Here is a 26194-nt window from a genome sequence, read left to right on the forward strand (position 1 = left end):
CCTCCCCCTATCCCTTACTTGGGAGTCGCGACAATAATGCGATCGCCATAATCAAACTCGGTGACAAAACCATAATTAATACGTTGGTTGTTGTCCCCCCAATTCCTAAACTCGGACCGATATATCTAATCAGCAGCGACAATAAAGCCGAAAATACAAATACTTTCACCACAAATCCAGTTTGATTTTCCATAATCTTGTACGGCTATACGCATTTTTGAGTGGGGTTGACACTAAATAAGGCTGCATGTCCCAGTCTCTACAATAAACCTATAGTTACAAAGCTTTACATTTAAAAAGAGGGGAAAGGGCAATGGGCAATGGGCAATGGGCAATGGGAGATTTTTTCATGCCCCATGCCCTATGCCCCATGCCCCATGCCCTATGCCCCATGCCCCACTCCCCAAAACTTAGAGGGTACGTCAAAAAATGCCTGTAGAAACAAATAACAAACGCCCCATCAAACCGCCGAGAATAAGGCAGTTTGGCGGCAGTTTCCTGATTCTGCTGACTATTCTGTTATTGCTTAACTTTATTGTTCCTAGCTTCGGTGCGCGATCGCCGCAAGTTGCTTATAGTGATTTTATTACGGCTGTGGAAGCTGGTAAAGTTGATAAGGCAATTGTTGGAAGCGATCGCATTGAATATTCAATTCCGACGCAAACGCCAGATGGTAAGCCAGCAGAACAAATATTCCAAACTACACCAGTAGCTTACGATCTGGATTTACCGAAGATTCTCCGCGAACATAATGTACAATTTGCTGCACCACAACCAGATCAAAATGGTTGGATTGGCACTTTAATTAGTTGGGTGGTTCCCCCGTTAATTTTTATTGCTATTTGGGGCTTTTTCCTCAATCGTCAAGGTGGTGGTGCGGCTGCACTGACTGTAGGTAAAAGCAAAGCGCGGATTTCTTCTGATGGCAGCACTGGTGTCAAATTTACCGATGTGGCTGGTGTGGATGAAGCCAAAGTTGAATTAGAAGAGATTGTTGATTTTCTGAAAAATGCTGACAAATATACCCGCTTAGGTGCGAAAATACCTAAAGGTGCGTTGTTGGTGGGACCTCCAGGAACGGGTAAGACATTGTTAGCGAAGGCGATCGCTGGGGAAGCGGGTGTACCTTTCTTTAGTATCTCCGGTTCCGAGTTTATCGAGTTATTCGTTGGTGTCGGTGCTGCACGGGTGCGCGATTTATTTGAACAAGCGAAAAAACAAGCACCTTGTATCGTTTTTATCGACGAGTTAGACGCACTCGGTAAATCTCGCGGTGGTGCTGGTGGGTTCGTCGGTGGTAACGATGAACGCGAACAAACCCTGAACCAGTTACTTACAGAAATGGACGGCTTTGACGCCAACACAGGTGTAATTATCATCGCTGCTACCAACCGTCCGGAAGTGTTAGATCCAGCTTTACGTCGTCCGGGACGCTTTGATCGCCAAGTTGTCGTAGACCGTCCTGATAAAATTGGTCGGGAAGCGATTCTCAATGTTCACGCGAGAAACGTCAAATTAGCTGAGGATGTCAATTTAGCTACTATTGCTATCCGCACACCTGGTTTTGCTGGGGCAGATTTAGCTAACTTGGTAAATGAAGCCGCATTATTAGCAGCGCGTCAAAATCGCGAAGCTGTGATTATGGCAGATTTCAACGAAGCGATCGAGCGGTTGATTGCCGGTTTAGAAAAACGTTCTCGCGTACTCAATGAAACTGAGAAGAAGACTGTAGCTTATCACGAAGTTGGTCACGCCATCATCGGTGCATTGATGCCCGGAGCGGGTAAAGTTGAAAAAATCTCGGTTGTACCGCGTGGTATAGGTGCTTTGGGTTATACAATTCAAATGCCGGAAGAAGACCGCTTCTTGATGGTTGAAGACGAAATTCGCGGACGGATTGCCACTTTGTTGGGTGGACGTTCCGCTGAAGAAATCGTTTTTGGTAAAGTCTCCACAGGTGCGGGTGACGACATCCAGAAAGCCACAGATATGGCAGAACGTTACGTTACTGTCTACGGCATGAGTGATAAACTCGGTCCGGTGGCTTTTGAGAAGACGCAACAGCAGTTTATCGAAGGTTACAGCAATCCGCGTCGGTCGATTAGCCCGAAAGTGGCTGAGGAAATTGACCGCGAGATGAAGCAGATTGTGGATAATGCTCACCACATTGCTTTAACGATTTTACAAGATAACCGCGACTTGTTAGAAGAAACCGCAGAGGAACTGCTGCAACGCGAAGTTCTCGAAGGTGTAGAATTGCGGGAAAGACTTGCAAGAGCGAAAGCACCGAGCGAACTTAATGAATGGTTGCGATCGGGTAAGGTGTCGGAAGATAAGCCTTTGATGCAATCTGTGTTGAATTAGTTGCTTTGCGCTTAAAGAATACCTAATTTAACGAACCGCGAAGACGCGAAGTACACGAAGGAAGAAAAAGAGAGAAGAATGAGGGCAAAAACTCTCTTCAACTCTTATTCCTTTGTGTGCTTCGTGTCTTCGCGGTTCGTTTTTTGGTAGTTCCTAATTTCTCAATTCTGATCCCGCGAAGCGAGTAGTTCCTCAACCCATTGCCGATCGCTTTGTGATAGTGTTGGGGGAGGAACTGCTTGTTGGTAGTCAATGCGGATAGCGTAACCGCCTCGCTCATAAATACCACTAACGATAGATTGTAAATTTACAGTTGTTGCTTCTTGAGGTTCTTTGAGGGGTAGTAAAAACTCCGGAATCGCCTCACGCATTGTAAAAGCATATAAATCTGCTATGGGACGCCGTTCATGCTGACTGACTACAATTCGATAGTCAGTTATAAAATCAACTCCTTTCATTGCCATTGGTTCATCTGCTCGAAGCAAGTCTATTTCAACTAAATGAGACATACTTGCTAAAATCGAATGACGCTTCTGTTCGTAAATTGAGCGTCCTTTGCCTTTGCGTTTATTTTTAGGTGATAAAATTTCAATGACTGTAATTACAGCATCTGTTTTAGTTTCCCTCACTTCCAAGTATCGCTCTTTCACTTCCACTGGCATTGGCAAAGTGATTTGTTGAGGGTGAGTTTGGACTGCAACTTGAGTAGTTTCTTTTGAGCTAATTTGGTCAGAAGGCTGCTTGCTGATTGATGAAAGGACAACCGCATCTGGAATTCCGATTAATATATCTTCATCAGCATTGTCTAGATAAGTGCGCGTCTCTACGCCAATATAGTATTTGGGTAGCAACTTTGGGGCAAGGGCATCGGCGATCGCTACAATTAAACGGCTGTGAAACTCTGACCAGAAAATAGGTTGCTCCAGGTAGGGGTTCATTCCTGGAAAAGGCGATCGCATAATCGACCTCACACGATGGAAACTATCTTGATTTTAACTGCCGGATTGCGTTTCCCCACTTTTTTTAAACGCAGAGAAACGCAAAGGTAGACGCGGAGGGTCGCAGAGTCTTTGTTAAATATAGCCGTTCTTAGTTGGATGCAATAGAAAGCTTTATCGTCGCGTGTAGGGGCACGGCAATGCCGTGCCCCTACGAGTGTATTGGACTCAACCAATAACCGCTATATTACTCTATATTTTCAACCTAGCCCTCAGCCTGTCGCAGTTCCTCTAATTCCTCTGGTGTGAGGGGATTATTTCCTAACTCAAGTGCTTTTATCCAGCGTAGCCGGCGCTGCTTCACATCTTCTGAGTAATCAAGTGTGCCACTGTCTACAGCAGCCCGAAAGTCTTCTAATGCCCCTACCAAGTCGCCTGTAAGTACTCTAGCCAGCCCCCGACTATCTTGATAGCCTTTATTATTAGGCTCTAGAGTAACAGCTGTTTCACAGTACTTGAGAACACCTTTTGCATGACCGTGTACGCTGCCAACCCAGCAGATGCTATGCCAATATTCGGCAGAGTTCTTTAAACTAGGGTCGTAGCTGAGGGCTTGTTTAAAAGCGTTCTGTGCTTCTTTAACCTTGCCTTCTTTCACCAAACTGATACCCTGACTCCAGGAAAACGCAGCCGCGAAAGCTGGGTTTTGCATTAATTGAGATACGTTTACTGCTTCATGTAGCCTTATAGCATTGAGCCATTTTGTGTCACTGTCGCATACAACTGCTTTGAGGTTGGCATCGCTGAGGTTGGCACCGCTGAGGTTGGCACCGCTGAGGTTGGCACCCCTGAGGTTGGCATCGCTGAGGTTGGCAAAGCTGAAGTCGGCACCGATGAGGTTGGCAAAGCTGAAGTCGGCATCGTTGAGGTCAGCACCCCTGAGGTTGACACCGCTGAGGTTGGCAGAGCTGAAGTCGGCATTCATGAGGTCGGCATCGCTGAGGTTGACACCGCTGAGGTCAGCACCAACGAGGTCGATACCGCTGAGGTTGGCAAAGCTGAAGTCGGCATCGCTGAGGTTGACACCGCTGAGGTCGGCATCAACGAGGTTGGCATCAACGAGGTTGGCACCGCTGAGGTTGGCATCAAGGAGGCTGGCATCCCTGAGGTTGACACCGCTGAGGTCGGCACCGCTGAGAAATAATCCCAAGTTTTTGTTAAAGGCATCGACACTCAGGCAGTGAATATAGCCGATAATAGCGAGTAAGCGTGCTGAGTCAAATTGTTCAGTATCAGGTTTACCGCAGGGGTAAAAGGTGATTTTATCTTTCAGGTCATCTTTTCTTTGAGCATAGCGATTTAACTCTAAAAGCAAAATCATCACATTCAATCCTGTACACACATCCACTTGTCGCAAACCCAAATGAGTTTCTCTATCTGGTAATTGCTCCTTTAATTGCTTTTTCTTCATCTGCGGCAAATTTGCATCTTCCGCATCAATAAATTCCCCATCGCACCAACGCAAGTAGAAATGCTCTAATCGTTGGAACAGTTGACACAAGCGTTCTACATCTTGAAATTCTGAACTTTCGGCAAACAACCCCATTAAATATTCCACAATTTCCGGGGTTAAATTCCCATAGCCGAATAAATCGTAAATTTCCCTATCCATCACCTCTGTGGAAACTGAATTTTCTTCACGGTGACGCTTGCTTATTTTAGTTGTCCAATCTACAAAGCTTTCTATTAACCGTTCTGCGAATAAAAACTCACTAAAACTCTTGTGGACAAACTCCACGGAACCTTCTTTATCGCCTGAAGCTGCTTTGATGTAAAATGCGGTCAACAAATTATTGAGTAGCTTCTTATTTTCGTGAGAATTCTCTCTCGCTTGCGGAATTAACTTTGCTGCTGGGCAATTGCTAACTTTGAGCCGTGTTTCTAACATTGCTACTTTTGCAGATTCATTCCCCGACTGCACTACACACAAAGCAGCTTCTGTCATAAATTGGCGCAAATCTTCGCTTTCCAGTTGAGTTAAGCGCAAGTTTTCATTTTGATTTTCACTTTTACGCTGTTCTTCTAATACCCATTTCACCGATTCGTCATAAATGCGGATTTTTGCTTTGATACCTTCTGCACCCTCAAACATTTGCACATTAAGATGTTGCTCTCGGTGCATTCGTGCCAGCAAATAAAGCAGTAAAGGTTCTCGTGCCAAGTTATCTTTGATTTCATCAGGACAAGCTTGCAAAAATTGCTCAAAGTCATTTGCTTCTTGCGTCCCAACTTTAGCCTCCCATTTATTCAGCCATGTTTGCCGAATTGAATCATCCATTGGCTGAAGTTCGACGCGCTTCAAGCTTTTGGTTTGTGAGAGCAAGCGATCAATTCCTTGCAGCGCTAAAGGACGACCAGTAACCAAAAATTGATGATGGCAAAAGCTATCTTTTTGAAACTTCTCTACCTGTTCCAAAAATTCCTTTAAGCCGTTAGCTCGTCCTTCTAATAATAGTTCGTCGAAGCCATCGAGTAAAAATAGAAAGCGCGTATTTTTATCTGTAAGCCAGCCGGAATCACTTTGAATAAAATCAACGTTTTCTAAATAGTTTTCTAGAGTCTCAGTTAAGTTATCTTTTAGTACCCGCACATCCCGCAAGCGAATCAAAACTGGGGTAAAGATGGGATGCCGATTTTGCCGCACCCAGTCGGCAAACATGCGACAAAAGACACTTTTACCGCGTCCAGCTTCACCTTGAATAAACAAAACTTGTTTGGATTTATTTTTATCAGCTTCAGAAAGTATTGACTTAACAAAGTCTTCGATTTGAAAAGTTACATCGCTTTGCTTATCCAGTTCTTTAACTTGCAGCGGTACATACAAATCCCGAAAGGTAATATGAGTCTCATCAAAAATCTTTTCTTCTGGCTTGGGTTTTATTTCCTGTTCTAAATAATCATCAATACTGAGATACTTCTCTAGTTGCTCTTTTCCTCCGACGCTATACCATTGCACGAGTTGCTTGACTTTATCGCCAACTTCTACTAATGCCGAAAGCATCATATATTCATCAGTCTTTCGCGCTACTCTTTCGGTGACAGTTTTTGCGTCTGCTTCGATTAAACCTCCTTCTTGTAAACGTAGCTGCAAAACTTGATTAAATGCTTCTGCTAGTTTCGATTCGTGGAAGTAGACAATAGCTTTTTTCGCTTCTCGTTCCTCAAATTCTTGCTCACCCAGTTTCTTAATTTGTCTAGCTAAAGTTTCCGAAACTGGACTTTGTTGATTAATTTGCTGTTGTAATTGCGAATCTTCTTTCAGAATTGCTTTCAAACTTTCTAAATAAGCAACCTGACTAACCAATATTACACAGCTTTCTGGACTTGGCTCTTTTTTGGTGGCATCAACAATCAGCTTTAATGTAGTTATTGCGATGGGTGCAAAGGGAATTACTGAACCAGCAATTTGTCCGAGTGGTGCGTTGATGACATCTAATAGCGACGATATTTGAGCGATGTAGGGCTTGAGGTCTTCTGCCTTCGGTTTTTGCTCGTTGATGGCTTTGGCTAGGTCAAAGACGGCTTTAGCGGCTTCTGCGCCAGTTTTTGTTACCTCCGCCCCCTGTCCCCAGTTTAATCCCGGAATTTTTTTCCACCAATTTGAGAATATCATCGCCATAGACTATTTCTCTATCTCTTTGATAAAATTATTAACACAAACCAGTAATTGTAGGGTGCGTTAGTGATAACGCACCCTACTGGATATTTTTATTTGCTTACGCGATCGCACAAAAAACATAAATGTAAACTCGCAGTAAGCGCCGTAGTAAGCACTTTAGTGCTTAAAATAAGCTTATACAGCGCTTACTACGAGTAATGCGTAAGTCCTAACTCAGAGTCAACCAGCTAAAAATCTCTTCAACTGTCAGCTCTAATTCGATACCATTGAGTATCGGCAACCCAGAAGCACCTGTATAGATTTCGACTTGCTGACCGGGAAACACAGCTAGGACACTTTCATCTTCTGGATATATTAACCAGCCGAGCTCAGTACCGTTGCGGCAGCAATGCAACAAGTTACTCAACACTTTTGTTTGTCTTTGGTCTGGAGAAAGAATTTCAATTGCCCAATCGGGAGTAAGATAAAAGCGGTTTGCAATTCTCCCTGATGATGTTAAGGGAATTCTTGCCCAACGAAACACAGATACGTCAGGGACGATGGAACTACCTCCGAATGTGCTGCGTAATTCTGGGAATGCGTGAGCAATTTTTTTGCTTTTGGCTACTTTATTAATTACTTCGCAAAAAGTAGTCTGAAGTAAGCTATGTTCACCTTGAGGCATTGGCTTTTGAATAATTTCTCCATTGAGAAATTCTGATGGTGGCTTTGTTTCTGGCAGTTGCAGGAACTCGTCTAATGTAAGTTTAGGTTTAGCGGCTATTGTCATAAGTCAGTTTTACTGCGAAAGTTTTACATAGACAATCTTTTTAACTAGATTAGCTTTGGTGAATAAAATTCGTGACTACACAAACAAAGTCCGAAAAGGCAAATTATAGCCGTTCTTAGTTGAATGCAATACAAAGTTATATCGTTGCGTGTAGGGGCACGGCAGTGCCGTGCCCTTACGAGTGTATTGGACTCAACCGATAACCGCTATATATAAATTTAAGGATTTTGTAGCTTGTGGGGGACGAGATGTAAAATGTGAGTTTAAGACAAATTTGAGATTAACGGAGCTAAAACACTCGTCAACGGAGCTAAAACACTCGTCAACGGAGTTCTGATACTCGTTAACGGAGCTAAAACACTCGTCAACGGAGCTAAAACACTCGTCAACGGAGTTCTGATACTCGTTAACGGAGCTAAAAGACTCGTCAACGGAGTTCTGATACTCGTTAACGGAGCTAAAAGACTCATTAACGGAGCTAAAAGACTCATTAACGGAGCTAAAAGACTCATTAACGGAGCTAAAAGACTCATTAACGGAGCTAAAAGACTCATTAACGCAGTTCCGAACCTCGTCAACAAACTTCTAAGTCTCCTGACTTCTAACTCCTAACTCCTAATTCCTAACTCCGTTGCCAAATTTTAATCGTTTTATCTAAACTGCCACTCACCAACATTTCCCCGGAAGCTGTAAACGCTAAAGCTGTTACTGTATTGGCATGTCCTGTAAATGTACCTAGCAGTTCTCCGGTGTGTAGATGCCACAATTTGATAGTTTTATCTGAACTGCCACTAGCGATAATTTCTCCATCGGGACTAAGAGCGATCGCATCAACTCCATCTCGATGTCCTTTAAGAGTGCGAAGCAATTCCCCTGTCTCTAAATCCCAAATCTTAATCGTTTTATCTCGACTTCCACTCACCAGAATATTATCATCTCCACTCACCGCCAAAGAACGAACTATGTGAGAATGTCCCATCAGGATGTGCAAAGGTTCGGTATTAAAACTTGTTACTTTACCTTGACATGACAAATCCCAAACTTTGATTTTACGGTAGCTACCTGTGATTAGAGTTTGTCCATCTTGGCTAAAAGCGAGGGAATGAGCGGCAGTATCATCTAATGAAAGAGCGATCGCTACCTGTCGATACATCAAATCCCAAAACAAAATCTTTCTGTCATCTCCCCCAGTTGCTAACATCCGTCCATCTGGGGTAAAAGCTACACAGCGCACCATTCCATTGTGCTTGTGCAGAATATCTATCAAATCTACTGCACCCGAATGCCAAATCTTTATTGTCGAGTCTGCACCACCACTCACCAATGTTTGTCCATCCGGACTGAATGTCAGGGAATTTACTTCATCCACTACCCCGGAGACACTCCATTGGTATTCTGAGAGAGTACCAATTAACTCACCTTTTGTCAAGTCCCAAAGCTTCGTCTCTCCGCGACTGCCGCTAGCCAAAATTGGCGGGAAATTGCCGTTTTTCCCTCCTGGACTGAAAGCAAGGCAATTAATGCCTCTACAATGTCCTGTCAAAGTCTGCCAGCATTCCCAATCACCGACAATGTTTTTTAGGGGATGATCTGCTGATAAAGTCTGAATCGTTTCGGCGATCGCAATTTCATCAACTCCTAGCGGTGCATCTTTTTTGGCAATTAGTGATTCTAAATACCAACTTAACCCACCTCCATATAACAAGTTACTCGGAATTACATTAACTTTTGGCTCACTAAATTGAATTTGATTTGACGGCAAAAATCCTGTAATTACCGCTTGCTTTTCGTAGCCTAATTGACCAGTAAACGGATAAAACAAACAGAGAAAAATCAATACTTGATGATTCTGTATATCTTCTTGAGTAACAGTCCACCTGATTTTGTCTTTTTTTATGCCGTTAAAACTTTCTCCATCAGCAGCGTAAACTTGAATACTAACTTTTGGGTTATCTGCTAAGAAGTAAGCAAATTTACTTTCACCGCGTAAATTTCCCTCTTCATCTAATGCCATATTTTTCAAGCTGTCTTGTGGCACTTTTTTAACCAGCTTACCCAAGCGTTCAGTTATCACCCGCTGAACGATTTGTTCTCGCAAAAGATAATCTTCCGCTTGCTGCTGAAAATATTTGGGAAAGGGAATCACCCAATCAGGGGGTTCGGGATATTCCGGTGGTGTTGGTGGGGGATTTTTGGCGAGAATTTCGGCTTGGTAGCGAGCAAAATTAAGCAATTTTGCCAATGATTCGCCCCAAAATGCCATAATTTCACTGTGACAACCTTTGACTTGACTCTCTAGCAAAGATAAGTCATAAGTCTTTGGTTTTTTCACACGTTGAAGAAAGTCAGCTTGTTGAGCTTTCAGTAAGCTAATCCAATCCATTTGCATGTTTTGCGGCACAAAGAATGCATACCTACGGTAAGCTATACCAAAGCAATTACTCAAGTTTATAAGACGAATGTAAATTGATTGAGTAATTTGAGCAGTTAGGGTAACACAAGTATTACTTATGGTCTAACAGAAAGCAATTATCTATTTGAGCTATAAGATACTTTGTCAACCATCAGCAAGAGCGTATAAATAAATTAGACGTTGGAAATTAATTCTAACTTATCTGAAAAATATGAGACTGTCTCTAGTGAGACAAACCCGAAATAATACTCATTAAGAATCACGCGCCACGCAGAGAGTGATAGTATCAATCTCAGATTCTCGCTACAACAGCGGCGCATTATGTTGTATAAGTCAAGATACTAAAGTCAGGATTTGTTAATTTTCTTCTTGGCGATCGCTTTCATTTGCCTGTAATCGTTTAATTTTCATCCGCAAATCAAAGTCCTCACGGCTGACAATTGTTTCTAAGTCAGCGATCCGTTGTTCTAATTCGAGCTGCTGCGGTGACAAAAGCTTATTTTGGTATTTTTTCTCATCCGATCGCCATACGGCAACCGTACCAACCGCTGCGCCACCAATCGCCGCTAATGGTATAATTGCACCACTTCTAGTGACAGCGGAAAGTGGAACACAAATTGCTAAAATCCCCACAGTCAACCCCCAGATTTTTGTGGTAGCTGTAACTCGGATATCTTCAGGTTGGTGGAAGTTTTTCTCCGATTTTTTAGCCATGAGTGCGTCCTCAAAGATTTAATTATAATAATTGGAGCGCTAACGCTTGTAAAAGTTCCTCTCGTAGAGAAGTGACTCCGTAGGAGCGATCGCCTTAAGTATAATTGCTCTACAGAGAGTTTTGTATCAACTTTAACTCTATCTTCAGGATGAAATTATTCTCCCTATAAAGATAGATGATTGTATAAATACATAGAAATTTTTCGCTACCGAGAGTTAGGATAACCAAAGAAAGATATATTTATTAATTGTTGAGAATATCGCATCTATTCAAAAAATAACCATGACAACTGCATCTTCCATTTTTCTGGCTGGAGCAAGTCGGGGTGTCGGTAGAGAAATTGCCAAATGCTTAATTGCACAACAGCAAAAGGTAAAAGCACTTTTGAGAACAGAAGCAACTCGCGATGAATTAGAAGCAATGGGTGTTGAGGTAGTTTTGGGAGATGCCTTAAATGAAGAAGATGTAGAAAGTGCTATGCTGGGAGAACCCATCGACGCAGTTATCAGTACTGTTGGTGGTTTGCCTCAAGTTAGTGAAAGAGTAGATTACTTAGGCAATAAAAATCTGATTGACGCAGCGGTGAAAGCGAAAGTGCGCTCATTTATTTTAATATCTTCTATAGGTAGTGGAGATAGTGTAGTTGCCTTGAATCCACAAGCATTAGAAACATTGCAATCTGTTTTAATAGAAAAAGAAAAAGCTGAAAAACACTTAATTGACAGTGGATTAACTTACACTATTATTCGTCCCGGTGGATTAAAATCAGAAGCCGCAACCGGAAATGGAGTTTTAACTGAAGATCCGCGCATTGCAGGTATAATTAATCGTGCAGATGTCGCACAGTTAGTTTGTCGTTGCTTAAATTCTGACAAAGCTAACAATAAAGTATTATCAGCAATAGATAAAAATATGCTTTTTGGGCAAATAGAATTTGAAGAATTCAGCTTAGATTAAAAAATTATAGTTTAAAAACATTGTAGAGACGTTTCGGCGAAACGTCTCTACGAGGGTTGCGGTGTTTTTATTAAGATTAATTAAATGGACATGATATTAGTAGAGACGCGATTAATCGCGTCTCTACAACTCCTAATCTGCTTCCTCGCCAGAAATTTGGAAAAACACAGTTCTTTTACGCGCTCCATCTAACTCAAGAAATAACACAGATTGCCAAGTTCCCAAAGCTAATTTATCATCTACAATTGGAATTACCTCACTAGTACTTAACATCATCGCCATCAGATGAGAATGAGCATTCATCGGTTCATCTTCCGGCACAACTCTTAAGTGTAGATCGTTGTGCAAATATCGGTCTGACTCAGGTGCTAATTTCCGCAAAAAGACTTTGATATCTTCTAACAGTCTTTCTTCATTTTCATTGATAGCCAATGCAGTTGTAGTGTGACGCGAAAATACCAACATTTGACCATTCTTAATTGAAGTTGAGGCGATAAAATCGTTGATGTGCGGTGTGATATTGTAGATATTAATTCCCTGTTCAGTTTCGATTTCAATGACTTTATTAATAATTGGCATATCTGAAATGTATTTAAAAAATATTTTTCGCACGTCAGCACGGAGAGTGCTGTAAATAAGCGCTGTTAGCGAACGCGAGTGCGTCTCGTTCGCTGAAAGCGTCTCGTAGAGAAGAGAAGCTTTCCCGTAGGGTAGCGCTTACTACTATGAGAACGAGAAACGAGAAAATAACCTCAGCTTGAAACGATAATTTGACCGATACGTTTTAAAATCTGTAGGACAGTGTATAGTTCATTTTGCAAGGGAGCAGGAGAAAAAACTCTCGATATATCATATTGTGGTCTATCCTGTTGAGTTAGTTTGACAAATATAATTCCGTCTCCATTTGTCATCATCCCAAAGATAGGCTTATCTGGCTGAGGATTTGCCATCATATATGCTAGCGTTTGTGGCAGTGCTGACATTACAGAGATAGTATAGCAATTCTCGGTTACGTGAGGTACACCCGTAGGGGCACGGCACTGCCGTGCCCCTACACGCGACGATATAATGTTGTACCGCATCTGAATGGGAACTGCTATAGTTCTTTTCGACTCTAACAAGATTACCCAAAACTGATTTTGCAAGACTAAGATATCAATTCGTCCTTTTAAAGTTTCTTCCTCTTCATCCGCATCAAAGACTATTTCTATCGAAGCCTCACCTCGCATTTTGTAGGGATAATCATAAAATCCTGCCTTTTCTAAGATAGGTGAACCTATGAGTAGTGTTACTGTTCCTTCTGTGAGATTGCCATCAGCTAGATGATAAAGATATCTTCGTCTGATAACATCTAACGAGGCTTTTTCTTCGTCTGTTATTTGAGGTAAGTTCTCATACCATTCTCCGAAAAATTGCTCATCTTCGGTTCTTCTAATCCCAAAGCGAGATTCAACTTCAGCTAAACTTTTGAAAATGTCAGTAATTGCGGTTTTCTGTACCATTTATTTAATATTAATTATTCTGTAAGATTGTTTGCAAACCTGTGACTAATCTTTCTATCCCTTCTTTTGCGGTTTCTTTTTGCAGCGCACCATAAGCAACTCGCAGATAACACCCGTTATCCATGCCGAAGGTTGTACCGGGAATGACTGCTACAAGATGTTCTTTAATTAGTCTTTCTACTAATTCAAAGGTATCCATTTGAGTATGAACTTTCAGGAAAAAATAAAATGCACCATCGGCGGGGGTGATGGTACAGTGATTTTGTAGGCGGTTGAGTGAGTTAAGTACGTCATAGCGTACAGAGGCGATCGCTTCCACATTTCCCTTGATATACTCCTCTTTTGCCTGCAATGCTCCTAATGCTGCATACTGAGAAATTACAGGCGGACAAATCACTATTGAATCCTGTACTTTTTTAACGGCTACAAGCAGATGTTTGGGAATCACCATATAGCCAATCCGCCAACTCGCAAAACCGTAAGCTTTGGAAAGGCTATATAGAGATATGGTATATTCGCTACTTCCGGCAAATGCACCAGGGGAAGTGTGTTTTACACCGTTATAGGTAAAGTATTCATAAGCTTCATCGTTAATATGATAGATGTTGCGTTCAAAGCAAATTTGATTAATTTGTCGCAATGCTTCTTCAGAATAAACAACACCTGTGGGATTATTCGGTGAAATGGTGACTATTGCTTTTGTTTTTGATGTTATGGCTTGGGCGATCGCATCCACTCGCAATTGATAATTTTCATCGGTTTCTACCAACACCGGATGACAACCTGCCATTGTCGTTGCCATTTCATGATTAAAATAATAAGGCGTATTTAATATAATTTCATCGCCGATTGATGTGATAGCGAGAATGGCATTCATAAACGCCATATTACTGCCAGCGGTAACAACAATGCAGTTTTCGTCGTTAATTTCAATCTTGTTAAAAGCTTGCAATTTTGCTTCAATTGCTGCTAACAAAGGAGGAATTCCCTCAACAGCTTTGTATAAATTATTAGTAGGTTCAGCGAGAAATTTCGGCAAAAGCTCGATTGCTTCGGGAGGCGGACTGTAATAAACAACACCTTGTCCTAAAGAAATGGTTCCCGGATTGTTTTTAATTAATTCACCAACAACAGGTATTATCGGAGACTGTACAGCCTCCATACGAGAGATATTTTTCATGCGTTCACAAAGTGACTCCTACGGAGTATCGCTCCTATTTAAGCTATATTTAATTCTCTCGTAAATACGCTTTCGTAGTAAGACTTCAGTCCTTGGCTTTTTTGCTCGCTTTGCAAGCGTTCACGTTGGCGCAGCCTCTCGTAGAGAAGTGACTCCGCAGGAGTATCGCTCACATTTATAGAAGATGCTAACAAGTGCTATGCCGCTCAACTAATTAATATCAAAACTTACGTTTATCAATTGGGAAGCAAAATTATGGGAACGAGAATAAGGGTGTCGGTTACTGTCCCCTACTCCCCCCACTCCCCCTCTCCCCCCACTCCCCCCTGTCCCCCTCTCAAGAAAGTCCCCCTTCCTTAAGTCGTCGCCATAGTCAATTGCGATTCTGGACGCACGCGCTGTCCGGTAATTACCATTTTCACACCACGGGAAGGTGCAAGGGTAACACCTCGACGCCGAGGAATTTCTGGTTGATTATCAGTTAGCGCTAGTTGATAGCGTGACAAAATTGTTGCCAATACTAATTTCATTTCAAACTGAGCTAAAGCATCGCCAATACAGCGACGGGCACCAGCACCAAAGGGTATAAACTCGTAAGGAGAAAATTGCCGTTCTAAAAAGCGTTCTGGTTTAAACTGCTTGGGTTGTGGATATAAATCTTCACGCTGATGAATTAGATACATGCTGCCAACAATGTATGTACCAGGCTCTAATTTATGTCCGAGTAGTTCCACGGGTTCTCGCACGACTCTGGGGAAAGTCAACATGGTTACAGGGTGAATCCGCAAGATTTCATTACAAACAGCGGTGAGATAAGGTAGCCGGAAAATGCTCATTGGATCTGGAGAATTGCCCAAGGTATCGAGTTCTTGCAGGATTTTGTTACGGACTTCTGGTTTTTGCTGAGTCCAATATAATGCCCAAGCCATTGCAGTTGCAGTGGTTTCATATCCCGCAAGTAACATGGTCATCAATTCATCGCGCAACTCTTGATCCGTCATGGGATTCCCCTGTTCATCCCGCGCTGACATCAGCAAGGAGAGAATATCGACGCGATTTGGATTGGGTGAAGAGCGACGTTCAGCAATTTCGGTGTAAATTATTTTATCAATTGCGGCGCGATCGCGTACAAATTTTCCCCAAGGACTCCAAGCACCTAAATCTTTTTGCAGCCAAGGGAAAAATAGAAAGCTAGAACTCAGTGGCGAACGAAACAAATCTGATATTGCTGTCAGTCCGCGTTTAAGTTGTTCGCAACGTTCTCCTTCATGCAAGCCAAAAACCGCCTCTAAAATGACTTGCAGGGAGATTTCCTGCATTGCAGTCCGAGCTAAAAACGGCTGATTTTGTGGTAAATTACTAATGGTCTTTTCAGTGATATTACGGATTAAATCTCCGTAGTTTCGCATCCGTTCACCGTGAAACGAAGGCATTACTAATTGTCGCCGCTTTCTGTGGCGATCGCCTTCGAGCATGAAAATCGAATAGTTTCCTACTAATGGTTGCAGAATTTCATTCACATCACCAGGAGCAGCAAACTTTTTACGGTCATTTGTTAAAATTTCTTGCAGCGCTTGGGGATGGTTGACGAATATTAAAGTGCCGCCAAAACCTATGATTCTAGCAGTGAAAATATCAGGATATTCTTTTGCTGCGCTTTCCATATATCCCACAGGATCGGCTACCCATTGGATTTTTTGAAGAAATGAGGGAGTTTTGATAGGGTTGATTAGTTGCATACGATTTTTCCAGAGGAAAATTTTACTACTAAGTATTGTTGTTAATATGCATCAATGTTGCAATTGTTATTTTAAACTCAAAACAAGATTAGCTGGGATTTTTAGTGTTCATATGTCGATATATTGCAGCAATGTTGCGGGCATCATCTATCCCGCGATGGTGTGTACCCTTCAATTCTAGCCCAAGCTGTTTTAGAGCCTGCGCCATCCCAAATCCTTTAGATACACCCAGATATTCAGAAAATTCCTTTTTGATGTTTCTGTGTTCTGAACCAAAAGGATAAGCAATATTGTGATACTTGCAATCTTGAATAAATTGCTTTTTGTCGTATTCTCCCCAAGAACAGAAAACATACTTGGGAAATGATTCAAGCCATTTTTGCAGGCAAGACATTGCTTCCGTAAATGTTGGCGCTAATTCAACATCTTTTTGACAAATGCTAGTTAGTTCTGTACAAAAAGCTGTTAATTGCGGATTTATTACAGGTTGAATGAATTGCTGAAATTCTGAATCAATTTGCCATGTTGCTTTGTTTAGCATGACAGCACCGATTTCGATTATTTCCATTTTATGACGAGGAATAACGCCATCATCAGAGCAAGTAGCTTCTAAATCTATTATTAAAAAATAGGAGGATATGTCAGGTTTCATATAATGAGTTTTATCAATAAGTATTGCAACTTAAGTTGATTTAAAAGGTTTAATCCAGCCTAATTTTATGGCGGTATTGAGTGCGATCGCACTCATTGCAAACCAAACAACACTTTCTGTACCCAGCACGACAAAAGGCAAAATTGTACTATAACAACAAAGTCCCACATCTATCTGAGTTAAACCTCGCACCAACCCAAAAGCCAGCACTCCCCCAGCTTTGAGTTGCGGATTTTCATCAGAACGAATGATATAGCGATAGGTAACACCAAAAAGCAAGCCACAAAAGCACGATATAACAGCGCTTATCCACCAACGCCAATCCTGGATATTCAGCTGGAGAATGCTGAGTGCTGTAAAATACTTGGCAAGCAGCAGATTGTTAAGAAAAGTGGTAATTAGGAAAGTTAAACAAACAGATAAACCCCCAAAAATTCCAGCTTTCAAAGATTCTAGACGTTCAGCTATTAGATTGTTATCATCAACAACGGGAGTATCCTTCATGAATAGAGAGGGAGAAACAAATGACCATTCCCAGTATCATAAATATTAGAGACGTTTTGTAAATTAGTTGAAGAATTAGGACTATGGCGATTTTGACATTAGGCTGGGTTTCACTGTTGGTTGTGTTCACTTGGTCAATTGCAATGGTAGTATGGGGTCGCAACGGACTGTAAGAAAATTGTGGAAAGTCCATTTTTGAGCATTTTGGCTTTGTCTGGCTTGGTGCTATTGTTGGCACTAACTGGCGGTGTTGGCTATTTGACGGTTTCCGAATGGCGCGATCGCCGTTTGCGAGAACAAGAAAAACGCGAAACACGACGCACTCCCAAGCGACGCTAATTTATTAGCGTTAAATATATCTTTTGAGGGACACCAAATTATCGTGTCCCTCAACTTTTGTTGTAGCTTTGGGGGAAAAACGCATTGACAAAACGAGCATGAACGAACCAAACGCCAATTATGATGAACCTTGGAAGGAAGCGATAAGCGATTATTTTCAGCCCTTCTGTGGCTTCTTTTTCCCCCAAGTTCATGATTTAATAGACTGGAGCAAACCGCCACAGTCACTTGACAAAGAATTACAACAAATCACCGCATCATCTGATGTAGGTTCGCGCTTCGCTGATAAGTTATTTCAGGTTTGGCTGCGCGATAATCAAGAAGTATGGGTGTTAATTCATACTGAAGTGCAAAGTCAAGAAGAATCTGACTTTAGCAAACGGATGTATATTTATAATTACCGGGCGTTTGACCTTTACCAACGACCCGTAATTAGTTTAGCCATTTTAGGCGATGAGCGTTTAAACTGGCGTCCCTCATCCTATGGTTATGCATTCGGTGGCTGTGAAGTTAATCTGAAATTTCCCATCATCAAATTATTAGATTACGAACCCGCATGGGAAAGTTTACAACAAAGCGATAATCCTTTTGCCATCATAGTAATGGCACATTTGAAAACTAAATCTACCACAGGTAAACCCCAGGAAAGGGAACGGTGGAAATGGAATATTGTTCGCGGATTGTATGAGAAAGGTTATGAACGCGGAGAGATTATCAAACTCTTTCAGGTAATTGACAGAATGATGACATTACCGCGAGAGTTAGCACAAAGCTTTGAGCAAAGATTAAATCGTTACGAGGAGGAAAGAACAATGCCATTACTTAGCAATATGGAATTAAGAGGAATGGAGAAGGGAACTAGACAAAATGCGCGGGAGTCGGTGATTATTGTTTTGCGATCGCGCTTCGGAGAAGTCCCCACAGAATTAACAGAATCGATAAATAATATTGAGGATTTATCGTTCTTAAAACAGCTTTTAGAAAGAGCCGTTACCGTCAATTCGCTGGCAGAATTTCAGCAATTGATAACGGTTGAATAAAGTAAGTTTGGTGTCAGGCGATCGCTCAGTGACTCCGTAGGAGTACCGCTTTTCAAAGAAAATTTTGCGTGTGCGATCGCGAAGCGGGCGCTCTGCGCCATCGCTTGATTGCGGGCGCTTCTCTTCTCCTTCGGAGACGAAGATCGCGAACGAGACCCTGCGCGAACGCGCCATCGCACGCGATAAACGTAATATTTTATTAGCATTAGTAGTATAAGCGCCTTTATGAATAAACATGGAAACCAAAGAAATTCTGCAAACACTCCCAAACCTGAGTATAAGCGATCGCTTAAAGATAGCTGAATCAGCGCTGCAACTAGTTCTTAAAGAACAACATTCACTCACCAAAGATGAGCAAAAACGCTTATTAGCACTAGCCGCAATCACAGCCATTTCAGACTATACACCTGATGGTGAATTAAACATATTCTCTGAGTTAGAGGGAGAAGATTTTTACGACTATCCAGATGAAGACCTACATAACTCAGAGATTTATGTACAGAGGTGAAGTCTGGCTAGTTAATTTAGATCCAACAGTAGGGACAGAAATTAGCAAAAAACGTCCTTGCATCATAGTTAATGATGATGCTATCGGGATTTTACCTTTGAAGGTTATTGTCCCACTTACAGATTGGAAAGAAAGATATGCAGTCAGACCTTGGATGGTACGGTTGGAACCAAGTACAGAAAACGGTTTAGCCAAAGTTTCTGGTGTAGATACTTTTCAAATTCGCTCAGTGTCAGAAACAAGATTAGTGAGAAAACTAGGTCAACTCTCTGACTCAGAAATGCAACTTGTTTCTCAAGCATTAGCTATTGTCTTAAGTCTTTCTTAACAAATACCAAGAGCGCTTTTGTTGTGAAGGTGCAACGCCGGCGATCGCATAGCCGATAAAGTAATGTTCGCGCACTACCCATTTAAGCCACCTTACAAACGGTCGGTTCTGGAAGTGGTTCTCCGGTCGCTTCATAAGCCATTATCAGTGACTCCAATGCTTCAGCACCATTTGCAACAGCTTCCTCATAGGTATCACCATGCGTCCGAAAAGGCTGTCCGGGGAAATCGGGAAATCCGACTAAGAAACAGTTGTCTTCATCAGACCATTGAATTAGCATTTGATATTTAAATTTGCTCATCTTCCTGATTCCCCTGCTGTTTTTCTTCTACTTCTTGAATTGCTTGTTGAACGTCTTTTTCTTGATAGCGTTTAGCGTCTGAACTGTCTTTACCAGAAACCGTCAGTTTCCCCGCATATAAAGGATGTATCCAGTTTGTATGACTTCCTTTACCTGGGATTTCTGTAAAATTCGCTTGCCGTAACATTTGTTTGAGTTCCCTGATTTTTTTCGGCATTGTCAGGTGTAGACCCTTGATAATCCCAGAATATCGCACTTAAGCAGCAAATTGGGGCGATGCTTTATGGGGAGTGTAACAAAAGGCTCGATACAAAACAAGTGAGTCACTTCGCGATCGCTTCTTTGGAGATTTTTTGGGCGATCGTTTTTTTAACGAACCGCAGAGGCACAGAGCGCACAGAGGAAGGAGAGAAGAGGCGATCGCATTTTGGTGGGTGAGTAGCGATCGCTTTTTTTAAAGAACCGCCAAGGACGTTATTGGGGTACTTTTTGAAGACCAATTTTTATAATTATTATCAACTCTTAATTTTACCTTAAATCCTTGAAAGGGTGGAGCAAGATTATATTCTAATGTAATAGCTTTGACAAATTCTTCAATTTGTACTTTTCTGGTTTTGGAAACTATATCACGGTTTTCATTAGGAACTGATGCTGCAAAAGTGAAAACAAGCCAAGCTTTATTCCAAATTAATGCTCCTATTTTTTCGGTCAACAAATTTATTGTTCTTTTTTCTTCTGGGCGGAATCTTGTTTCATCTAAGCGGGAAACATAAATTAATGTATCGATTGTATTCAAATCAACACTATTAATAATCAAATCTAAATATTTTTTGTCGCACTCTATATCATCTTCTGCTAATCCTGGCGTATCAATCAGGCAAATATCACCTAAATGGCTAATATGATTATAATGCTTAATGATTTTAGTACAAGCTTCATATTTTGAGGTTTCAGCAATAGATTTGCCAACAACTGAGTTAATGAAGCTTGATTTACCAACCCCAGTACGTCCAACAATCATAAAATTACGCATTTCTACGATCTAACTTACGCATCAAGACAAGTTCAATGCCAAACTTCGCAAGGAGTTCCGCCAGTTTTCCAGCTATTCCTAAAGCCACAATCCCTCCAACCATACCAGCCGGTCCACCAAGAATTGCTAAAGCTGATGTGATAGCAGCTGCGCCACTTAGTCCTGTAGTAGCCATCACAATTACAAGTATTATGGCGGGTAATCCCAAAGCAGCTACTGTTCTGATAACTTCATCCATAAAGCTAAATATATGAAAATTAAAATTTTAGTATAATAATATATTTATCTTACTGTTCAGTCTTCAGTGTTATTACTAGTTAACTTAAATAAATTATGGGTTTTAAAAAAACTTGCCCTGGGAATGTCACACTCCCAAGGCAAGCCAACTCTTAAATTCTTTACTCTGCGCTCTCTGCGCCTTTGCGGTTCGTTAAAGCTGCTTCACTTCCGAAACCAACTTTGCCACCATATCCTTAGCACTACCAAAGAGCATCGTCGTCTTATCCTTGTAGAACAACTCATTATCTACACCGGCAAAACCCGCACTCATCCCGCGCTTAATTACAATCGTCTGCTTTGCCCGATCAACTTCTAAAATCGGCATACCATAAATCGGGCTATTTACATCACTCCGCGCTGCCGGATTTACTACATCATTTGCCCCAATTACCAAAGCCACATCAGCTTGCTCAAACTGGGGATTAATATCCTCCATATCGTGAAGCTGAGTATAAGGCACATTCGCCTCAGCCAACAACACATTCATATGTCCCGGCATTCTACCAGCAACTGGGTGAATTGCATACTTAACATCAACACCCATGCGCTCAAGCTGGTCTGCCAACTCGCGCACACTATGCTGTGCTTGAGCAACCGCCATCCCATAACCAGGTACAATTACCACAGAACGAGCATAGCCCAACATCATCGCTCCTTCTTCGGGATCGATGCTGCGAACAGTTTGGTCGATCGCACTACCACCACCAGCACCACCACCAGACGCAGCTGCTGAACCAAAAGCACTGAACAGCACACTAAATAAAGAGCGGTTCATTGCCTTACACATAATCTCAGTAAGGATTAAACCAGATGCTCCCACCAAAGCACCAGCGATGATTAACATATTGTTCATCACCACAAAACCAGCAGCAGCAGCAGCAATCCCCGATAACGAGTTTAACAGCGAAATTACCACAGGCATATCACCGCCACCGATGGGGATGACAAACATCACACCCAGCACCAGAGAAACGGCAACCACCCCTAAGAATACAGGTAGGTTGTAGGGGGATACGATTAAATAGGCACTGCCTGCTAGATAAGCACCGAGAAGCAACAGGTTAAATGGTTGCTGCAAGGGAAATGTAATCGGCGTACCGCTGACTAAACCTTGCAGTTTGGCAAAGGCTAGAAAACTACCGGTGAAAGTCACACCACCAATTAACACGTCTGCCAGCATCGAGATGTTGACATCTAGGGGTATTGCTTCACCGTGTTGCAACAACCGCCAAAATTCTGCAACAGCAACGAGGGCAGAAGCTGCACCACCCAAACCGTTGAGTAAACCCACCATTTGGGGCATTTCTGTCATTTGGACTTTGTAAGCAACGATCGCACCAATTACCGAGCCGATCGCCAAACCTAACAAAATCATCTCATAGTTCAACACCTGCCGATCCAGCAGCGTTGCCACAATCGCCAGCAACATTCCCACCGCTGCAATCACATTACCATTTCGCGCTGTCGCAGGTGAACCCAGCTTTTTCAAACCCAGAATAAATAAGGATGCAGCAATTAAGTACACAAGCTGAATCCCAGTTGGAAGAAAATCGCTCATAATCAGTGGTAGTTCGTTGTTGGTTGATAGTTGATAGTTGTTGGTTGTTAGTTGATAGTTGTTGGTTGTTAGTTGATAGTTGTTGGTTGTTAGTTGATAGTTGTTGGTTGTTAGTTGTTAGTTGTTATTTTTCTCCTAACTCCTAACTCCTAACTCCTAACTTTTAACCACTCGCCTTTTTCTTGAACATTTGCAACATCCGATCCGTGACGAGGAAACCACCCACCACGTTAACCATCGCTAATACCACAGCAATCAAACCGAGAATTACCGAAAGATTTGTCTCTCTCGCACCACTTGCCACAATTGCCCCAAGTACCGCAATACCCGAAATCGCGTTTGAACCTGACATTAAGGGTGTGTGTAGCGTTGGCGGTACTTTGTTGATGATTTCAAACCCGGTAAATGATGCGAGAACGAATACAAATAAAGCTGCAATTAATGCTTCTGTCATCAATGAAAAACTCCGTTTGCGAATTGGGAATTGGGAATTGGGCATTGGGCATTGGGGAGGCAGTGCGTTGGGCGGCTCTGCCGACTTGAAGCACCTGCCGTCATAGGGCATTGGGCATCGGTAAGAAAGAAGAAATATTTCTCCCCCTGCAAGAAAGCCCCCTGCCCCCTTGCCCCATTCCCCATTCCCCATTACCTATTACCGAACACTGCTAAAAGCTTGTAGCGCGTCTTGCACCCGTGAGTTACGAATTTCGCCTGCGTGGGTAATACAAGCTGCATCAACGATGTCGTCAGCAAAGTTCACCTGTAATGCTTTGTCTTTAATCAGCAATTGCATCAAAGATGTAACATTTTTCGCATACAATTGGCTGGCGTGGACTGGCATTGATGATGGTAGATTAATTGGACCGATGATAGTAATGCCGTTCCAGACAATATCTTTGCCGGGATCGGTGCAAGCACAATTACCACCTTGTTCGGCTGCGATATCAACAATTACTGAACCTGGTTTCATTTGCGCTACCATTTCTTCTGTTACCAGTAGCGGTGCTTTTTTCCCTGGAACTTGAGCGGTAGTAATGACAATATCGGCGTTTTTGACGTGTTCGGTGACAACTTCTTGAGTGCGCTGTTTGCTAGCTTCGGAAATTTCTTTGGCGTAACCACCAGCGGCAACGGTTTCTTCTTCGAGTTTGACTTCGACGAATTTCGCTCCCAAGCTTTGCACTTCTTCTTTAACAGCGGGACGAATATCAAAAGCTTCTACTACCGATCCCAAACGTCGGGCGGTGGCGATCGCTTGCAATCCTGCTACACCAGCCCCCATAATAAATACTTTCGCGGGTGCGATCGTACCTGCGGCTGTCGTCAGCATTGGGAAGTATTTTGGTAACGCCGCTGCACCAATTAATACCGCTTTATATCCCGCGATTGACGCTTGCGAAGATAAAGCATCCATGCTTTGTGCCCTGGTAGTACGGGGAATCATCTCCATACTCAAAGCTGTGACTTTGCGATTTGCTAGTTGCTGTGCGACTACCGGGTTTTCCAAAGGATTGAGAAAGCTAATTAATACAGCTCCCTCATGAAGTAAATCAACTTCTGAGCGTCCATCTTCTCGCTCTTGCGGTGGACTGACCTTAAGCAAAATATCTGCTTCACCCCATAAAGTGGCACTATCCGCGATAATTTTCGCTCCTGCTGCTTCATAAGCACTATCAGCGAAAAATGCTCGCTCACCCGCACCTGCTTCTACCCATACTTCCAAGCCTTGTTTTACCAATCGGGCTACGGTATCGGGAATTAATGCTACACGACGTTCACAAACTTCTATTTCTTTAGCAACCGCTATTTTCATGAAATCTCCTTGAAAGAAATACCTATTGTCTGCAAGAAAGCAAAATTTTGCCAATTTCCGGATTTAGCGCAGGAGATAGCAAGTGTGTTCAGGCTATCAGCTATTGTCAAGCATAGGAAGGAGCCTTTGCACTTGGTGCTTGCAGATGTCATCATTTCAGGCAATTGCATTCATAGCTACATACTGCACATCCTATGTTGAACCTTTAATTTTGCATCTTTGTCTTCAACTTATTTTAGGCATTGAAAAATTTTTGTATTTTTTCTTTACATTGCGGAAGATTCATCATATTCTTTTAACTTGCTTATTCCCCTGAAAAATCTGAATGCTTCCTGCTTGCAGTAAAGTTTATCAACCATGAATTTAGCGCAAATCAACAGGCGATCGCTCTCTCTCACAATCAACTTTTATCACAAACTTCTTTATTTTAGACACACTTCTACATATTTAGAAACACAATCCACTTTCTTGAGCGTGTTTTCCATACAATTCAAACTCAACTCGTAATGAAGGAGCGTACTCGCAACCAAGCATAAGCGAAAATCAAACATGGCAATCTCCGAAATAACCCGGAAAAGTCTTTATATATCAAGTAAAGCAGCTTACTGTAATATTTTGATTTTCCGGCAGTTGACGTTTCTTGTTCCGGCACTTTTCCTTGCCAATTAACGTCCATTCTCATCAAGTCAGTAGTAAAGTTTAGTTAAGAACAATAACGCCCAGTTATTTAGATAAAAGACTTATATCTGTCAGAGGAGCCTAACAATGCGACGTTTACTTTCGGCTTTAGCCGTGACTGGCTGTTTGGTGACTGGGCTGCCAGCCGTCACCTTGGCACAGAGCTTACCTGGATTTACACTCTTTAGCGGGATTGAAGGCAAAAACCAGCTACCTTTCCGGTTAGATTTTGGCGGTCAAACAAATGGATGGGATCGCTATAATCTGAGAATTCCCGCCAAAAAGATGAAATTGGCAGTGGCTCAATTCGTCGTTAACTATCCAAATTATTACAAAGGGACTTTTGACCCGAAAAAGATTAACGTACTCGTCAATAACAAAAAAGTTGCCGTATCTGAGGTGAAATGGGATAAAGAAGGACGGGTAATTGAAATCTTCCCAGAAGAGCCAGTTCCCGCCGGTACTAACGTTGTCTTGGAATTGTCTAACGTCCAAAACCCAGCCTTCGGCGGCACATTTTACTTTAATTGTCAAGTACTCTCCCCAGGCGATGTACCACTACTGCGTTATCTAGGAACCTGGATTATCAACGTTAGTTAGGGAATGGGGCATGGGGCATAGGGCATAGTAACTTTGTGAAATACGTCTAGCTTCTTTTTATTCCCAATGCCCATTGCCCATTGCCCCATGCCCAATTACCCATTATGTGGTAAAATACGAGATTGTGAGTTTTTCTAGAAGCCTAAGAGGAGAACAGTATGCAGAGAACTTTGGGTGGCACTTGCCGTAAGAGAAAAAGAACTTCTGGATTTCGTGCCAGGATGCGGACACCGGATGGAAGAAACGTGATCCGGGCTAGGAGACAAAAGGGGCGTCATCGTTTGAGCGTTTAGGGTATTTGAAGG

General features: G+C 42.2%; 30 protein-coding genes. 12 read left to right on the forward strand and 18 right to left on the reverse strand.

Features of this window, described 5'->3' with window-relative positions; all coding sequences use genetic code 11:
- From AABK37_RS18405 to ftsH, 3 genes are all read left to right on the forward strand, one after another.
- Positions 1 to 185 (forward strand): hypothetical protein (locus AABK37_RS18405; protein ID WP_432552995.1); only part of this gene is annotated, 185 nt, incomplete at its 5' end.
- 135 nt (positions 186 to 320) lie between these two features.
- Positions 321 to 449: a hypothetical protein gene (locus AABK37_RS18410; RefSeq protein ID WP_432552996.1), complete on the forward strand. Its 129-nt coding sequence runs from the start codon at positions 321 to 323 to the stop codon at positions 447 to 449.
- Complete coding sequence (gene ftsH, locus AABK37_RS18415; protein WP_432552997.1) at positions 430 to 2364, forward strand: ATP-dependent zinc metalloprotease FtsH; 1935 nt, start codon at positions 430 to 432, stop codon at positions 2362 to 2364. The genes AABK37_RS18410 and ftsH overlap by 20 nt, the downstream gene beginning before the upstream one ends.
- 161 nt (positions 2365 to 2525) lie before the next feature.
- On the opposite strand, the gene AABK37_RS18420 is transcribed toward ftsH, so the two are convergent.
- The 5 genes from AABK37_RS18420 to AABK37_RS18440 form a co-directional block, all read right to left on the reverse strand.
- Positions 2526 to 3323 (reverse strand): DUF4058 family protein, encoded by a 798-nt coding sequence (locus tag AABK37_RS18420; RefSeq protein WP_432552998.1) that lies wholly within the window; start codon positions 3321 to 3323, stop codon positions 2526 to 2528.
- Positions 3324 to 3567: 244 nt separating this feature from the next.
- Complete coding sequence (locus AABK37_RS18425) at positions 3568 to 6981, reverse strand: pentapeptide repeat-containing protein (protein ID WP_432552999.1); 3414 nt, start codon at positions 6979 to 6981, stop codon at positions 3568 to 3570.
- 208 nt (positions 6982 to 7189) lie between these two features.
- Positions 7190 to 7750, reverse strand: a complete 561-nt coding sequence (locus AABK37_RS18430; protein WP_432553000.1) for a Uma2 family endonuclease — start codon at positions 7748 to 7750, stop codon at positions 7190 to 7192.
- A gap of 622 nt (positions 7751 to 8372) precedes the next feature.
- A complete protein-coding gene (locus tag AABK37_RS18435) occupies positions 8373 to 10133 on the reverse strand; it encodes a WD40 repeat domain-containing protein (protein WP_432553001.1) in 1761 nt (586 codons plus the stop codon).
- Positions 10134 to 10520: 387 nt separating this feature from the next.
- The gene (locus AABK37_RS18440) at positions 10521 to 10877 is read right to left on the reverse strand and encodes a hypothetical protein (RefSeq protein WP_432553002.1); all 357 of its coding nucleotides are present in this window, start codon (positions 10875 to 10877) and stop codon (positions 10521 to 10523) included.
- A 283-nt stretch (positions 10878 to 11160) separates the two neighbouring features.
- On the opposite strand from AABK37_RS18440, the gene AABK37_RS18445 reads away from it, so the two are divergent.
- The gene (locus AABK37_RS18445; protein ID WP_432553003.1) at positions 11161 to 11835 is read left to right on the forward strand and encodes an SDR family oxidoreductase; all 675 of its coding nucleotides are present in this window, start codon (positions 11161 to 11163) and stop codon (positions 11833 to 11835) included.
- A 132-nt stretch (positions 11836 to 11967) separates the two neighbouring features.
- Here AABK37_RS18445 and AABK37_RS18450 read toward each other — a convergent pair whose 3' ends face one another.
- From AABK37_RS18450 to AABK37_RS18475, 6 genes are all read right to left on the reverse strand, one after another.
- On the reverse strand, positions 11968 to 12414 hold the full coding sequence (locus AABK37_RS18450) for a secondary thiamine-phosphate synthase enzyme YjbQ (protein ID WP_432553004.1): 447 nt from the start codon (positions 12412 to 12414) through the stop codon (positions 11968 to 11970).
- Between the two features lie 173 nt (positions 12415 to 12587).
- Positions 12588 to 13337 carry a type I restriction endonuclease subunit R gene (locus AABK37_RS18455; protein WP_432553005.1) on the reverse strand — a complete coding sequence of 250 codons (750 nt, stop codon included), beginning with the start codon at positions 13335 to 13337 and terminating at the stop codon, positions 12588 to 12590.
- A 10-nt stretch (positions 13338 to 13347) separates the two neighbouring features.
- Positions 13348 to 14499, reverse strand: a complete 1152-nt coding sequence (locus AABK37_RS18460; protein ID WP_432553036.1) for a pyridoxal phosphate-dependent aminotransferase — start codon at positions 14497 to 14499, stop codon at positions 13348 to 13350.
- 374 nt (positions 14500 to 14873) lie between these two features.
- Positions 14874 to 16256, reverse strand: coding sequence for a cytochrome P450 (locus AABK37_RS18465; protein WP_432553006.1), 1383 nt, complete (start codon positions 16254 to 16256; stop codon positions 14874 to 14876).
- Between the two features lie 88 nt (positions 16257 to 16344).
- A complete protein-coding gene (locus AABK37_RS18470; protein WP_432553007.1) occupies positions 16345 to 16908 on the reverse strand; it encodes an exonuclease domain-containing protein in 564 nt (187 codons plus the stop codon).
- A 30-nt stretch (positions 16909 to 16938) separates the two neighbouring features.
- On the reverse strand, positions 16939 to 17412 hold the full coding sequence (locus tag AABK37_RS18475; protein WP_432553008.1) for a hypothetical protein: 474 nt from the start codon (positions 17410 to 17412) through the stop codon (positions 16939 to 16941).
- Positions 17413 to 17495: 83 nt separating this feature from the next.
- Here AABK37_RS18475 and petN point away from each other — a divergent pair, with 83 nt between their 5' ends.
- The 5 genes from petN (at position 17496) to AABK37_RS18500 (ending at position 19627) form a co-directional block, all read left to right on the forward strand.
- The gene (gene petN, locus AABK37_RS18480) at positions 17496 to 17585 is read left to right on the forward strand and encodes a cytochrome b6-f complex subunit PetN (protein WP_010998401.1); all 90 of its coding nucleotides are present in this window, start codon (positions 17496 to 17498) and stop codon (positions 17583 to 17585) included.
- A 7-nt stretch (positions 17586 to 17592) separates the two neighbouring features.
- Entirely contained in the window at positions 17593 to 17751 is a 159-nt protein-coding gene (locus AABK37_RS18485; protein WP_089125199.1) for a hypothetical protein, read from the forward strand.
- 98 nt (positions 17752 to 17849) lie between these two features.
- Positions 17850 to 18791 carry a hypothetical protein gene (locus tag AABK37_RS18490; protein WP_432553009.1) on the forward strand — a complete coding sequence of 314 codons (942 nt, stop codon included), beginning with the start codon at positions 17850 to 17852 and terminating at the stop codon, positions 18789 to 18791.
- Between the two features lie 235 nt (positions 18792 to 19026).
- The gene (locus AABK37_RS18495; RefSeq protein ID WP_432553010.1) at positions 19027 to 19299 is read left to right on the forward strand and encodes a hypothetical protein; all 273 of its coding nucleotides are present in this window, start codon (positions 19027 to 19029) and stop codon (positions 19297 to 19299) included.
- Positions 19286 to 19627 (forward strand): type II toxin-antitoxin system PemK/MazF family toxin, encoded by a 342-nt coding sequence (locus tag AABK37_RS18500; protein ID WP_432553011.1) that lies wholly within the window; start codon positions 19286 to 19288, stop codon positions 19625 to 19627. The genes AABK37_RS18495 and AABK37_RS18500 overlap by 14 nt, the downstream gene beginning before the upstream one ends.
- Positions 19628 to 19709: 82 nt before the next feature.
- Here the strand turns inward: AABK37_RS18500 and AABK37_RS18505 are convergent, their stop codons facing one another.
- Together AABK37_RS18505 and AABK37_RS18510 are read right to left on the reverse strand one after the other, a co-directional pair.
- Positions 19710 to 19928, reverse strand: coding sequence for a type II toxin-antitoxin system HicB family antitoxin (locus AABK37_RS18505; protein WP_432553012.1), 219 nt, complete (start codon positions 19926 to 19928; stop codon positions 19710 to 19712).
- A complete protein-coding gene (locus AABK37_RS18510) occupies positions 19915 to 20145 on the reverse strand; it encodes a type II toxin-antitoxin system HicA family toxin (protein ID WP_432553013.1) in 231 nt (76 codons plus the stop codon). Before AABK37_RS18510 ends, AABK37_RS18505 begins: the two co-directional genes overlap by 14 nt.
- A gap of 59 nt (positions 20146 to 20204) precedes the next feature.
- Between AABK37_RS18510 and AABK37_RS18515 the strand changes: the two genes are divergently transcribed.
- The gene (locus AABK37_RS18515; protein ID WP_432553014.1) at positions 20205 to 20366 is read left to right on the forward strand and encodes a hypothetical protein; all 162 of its coding nucleotides are present in this window, start codon (positions 20205 to 20207) and stop codon (positions 20364 to 20366) included.
- A gap of 16 nt (positions 20367 to 20382) precedes the next feature.
- On the opposite strand, the gene AABK37_RS18520 is transcribed toward AABK37_RS18515, so the two are convergent.
- The 5 genes from AABK37_RS18520 to AABK37_RS18540 all read right to left on the reverse strand — a co-directional run bounded on the left by AABK37_RS18520 (position 20383) and on the right by AABK37_RS18540 (position 24611).
- Positions 20383 to 20949 carry a GTPase gene (locus tag AABK37_RS18520; protein WP_432553015.1) on the reverse strand — a complete coding sequence of 189 codons (567 nt, stop codon included), beginning with the start codon at positions 20947 to 20949 and terminating at the stop codon, positions 20383 to 20385.
- 4 nt (positions 20950 to 20953) lie between these two features.
- Positions 20954 to 21199, reverse strand: a complete 246-nt coding sequence (locus AABK37_RS18525; RefSeq protein ID WP_432553016.1) for a hypothetical protein — start codon at positions 21197 to 21199, stop codon at positions 20954 to 20956.
- Positions 21200 to 21391: 192 nt separating this feature from the next.
- Positions 21392 to 22798 carry an NAD(P)(+) transhydrogenase (Re/Si-specific) subunit beta gene (locus AABK37_RS18530; RefSeq protein WP_432553017.1) on the reverse strand — a complete coding sequence of 469 codons (1407 nt, stop codon included), beginning with the start codon at positions 22796 to 22798 and terminating at the stop codon, positions 21392 to 21394.
- 163 nt (positions 22799 to 22961) lie between these two features.
- Positions 22962 to 23252 (reverse strand): NAD(P) transhydrogenase subunit alpha, encoded by a 291-nt coding sequence (locus AABK37_RS18535; RefSeq protein WP_432553037.1) that lies wholly within the window; start codon positions 23250 to 23252, stop codon positions 22962 to 22964.
- A gap of 198 nt (positions 23253 to 23450) precedes the next feature.
- Complete coding sequence (locus AABK37_RS18540; protein ID WP_432553018.1) at positions 23451 to 24611, reverse strand: Re/Si-specific NAD(P)(+) transhydrogenase subunit alpha; 1161 nt, start codon at positions 24609 to 24611, stop codon at positions 23451 to 23453.
- Positions 24612 to 25376: 765 nt separating this feature from the next.
- Here AABK37_RS18540 and AABK37_RS18545 point away from each other — a divergent pair.
- A complete protein-coding gene (locus AABK37_RS18545; protein WP_432553019.1) occupies positions 25377 to 25889 on the forward strand; it encodes a DUF2808 domain-containing protein in 513 nt (170 codons plus the stop codon).
- Between the two features lie 158 nt (positions 25890 to 26047).
- Positions 26048 to 26182: a 50S ribosomal protein L34 gene (gene rpmH / locus AABK37_RS18550; protein WP_089125209.1), complete on the forward strand. Its 135-nt coding sequence runs from the start codon at positions 26048 to 26050 to the stop codon at positions 26180 to 26182.
- The last annotated feature ends 12 nt before the right edge of the window (positions 26183 to 26194 follow it).

This window comes from Tolypothrix sp. VBCCA 56010 (assembly GCF_050875635.1).
Taxonomy (GTDB): Bacteria; Cyanobacteriota; Cyanobacteriia; order Cyanobacteriales; family Nostocaceae; genus Hassallia.